Raw genomic sequence first — 1245 nt, 5'->3', positions numbered from 1 at the left:
AAATACAAATGGTTTAATTCGACGTCAATGGCCTAAAGGAACGGCTTTTGGTTCACTCACAGAGCAAGATGTCAGTGATTTAGAATTAAGATTAAATATGACACCAAGAAAGGTTTTAAATGGATTAACACCCATCTAAGCCTATACGGGGCGCACATTGCACTTATTGTGTTAATCCAGCACCACTAAGTGATTTTTTATTTTCCATTATATGATATATATCACCCTCACCATCCATACCCATATATTTTACACATTTAATAAATAAATGTGTATTTTTTTGTTCATCAAGTAATGTTGCAAAACTTATTATTTGTTTTCCCTCTGCATCTGAATTTATTGATTGATCAGAAAAAATTTTACTTATCGATAACTTATCACCAACGTAATTCAATGAAATTATATACGAATGAGAATTTCTTGTATAAACATTACAAAAGATTCTCCTTTCTTTTCCATCACCTATGGATATTAATCCATCTACATGAGTAATGTCACTATCAAATTCATCAGTTTCCATTTTTACAGGATAATCATCCTGCAAAAAATAGTAAACATATGAGAAGGTTTTTTGATATTCCACATTATTATATAGGAGAAACTCTATAGCAGCTTTACTCATCGTCTTGCCAGTTGATATAACATTTGAACGACCCTCATGATATTTCACTCTAGTAGAAATAACATTAACCTTCACATATGGCCCATCATCTTCAACTGGAGCCACTAAATCTAAATCTAAATCTAAATCTAAATCTAAATCTAAATCTAAATCTAAATCTACTTTATCAGAATTATTATTTACGTCAGAATAAACAAATTTCATTAAATTAATCAATATACATTCACCCACTTCATGCAGGTCAACATTCTGTACCTGCATATATTCAATCCTTCCTTCAAGATCAGAAGGCAATTTTATGGTTTTAACTGAACTCCAACGTTCTTTTTCTTTATTTACATTTTCATAAATATAATCCATTCCATTGTTATGTATGGAAAACAAAGCTATTCTTCCTCTATCAAATTTAATTGCATATGTATTTTTCATACGAGGAGAAATGTCATCGGTTATAAGAGAAAGTTGCTCACTACTGTATCCAGAATAACTATTTTCATCTGGGTAAATGTTAACAATATTTTTAGTTTTACCTCTAGAAAAAGAAAAAACTTCAATCTCTCCTTTTTTGTTTTCTATGGTTTCAAAACCACCCTCTATAGAATCTCTTGCATCATCATCCACAC

1 protein-coding gene and 1 pseudogene are annotated in these 1245 nt (G+C 30.4%); one reads left to right on the top strand and one right to left on the bottom strand.

The features are described 5' to 3' along the window. A pseudogene (locus PSI17_RS17535) lies at positions 1-139 on the top strand (IS30 family transposase); the annotation flags it as partial. A gap of 24 nt (positions 140-163) precedes the next feature. Here PSI17_RS17535 and PSI17_RS16885 read toward each other — a convergent pair. Further along, positions 164-1245, bottom strand: a 1082-nt coding sequence (locus PSI17_RS16885; RefSeq protein WP_273553062.1) for a hypothetical protein, incomplete at its 5' end; no start/stop codon positions are given.

Source organism: Xenorhabdus sp. IM139775 (assembly GCF_028598745.1).
Lineage (GTDB): Bacteria > Pseudomonadota > Gammaproteobacteria > Enterobacterales > Enterobacteriaceae > Xenorhabdus.
The sequence above is the reverse complement of the archived record's forward strand: the minus strand, read 5'-3'. Positions and strand labels throughout refer to the sequence as shown.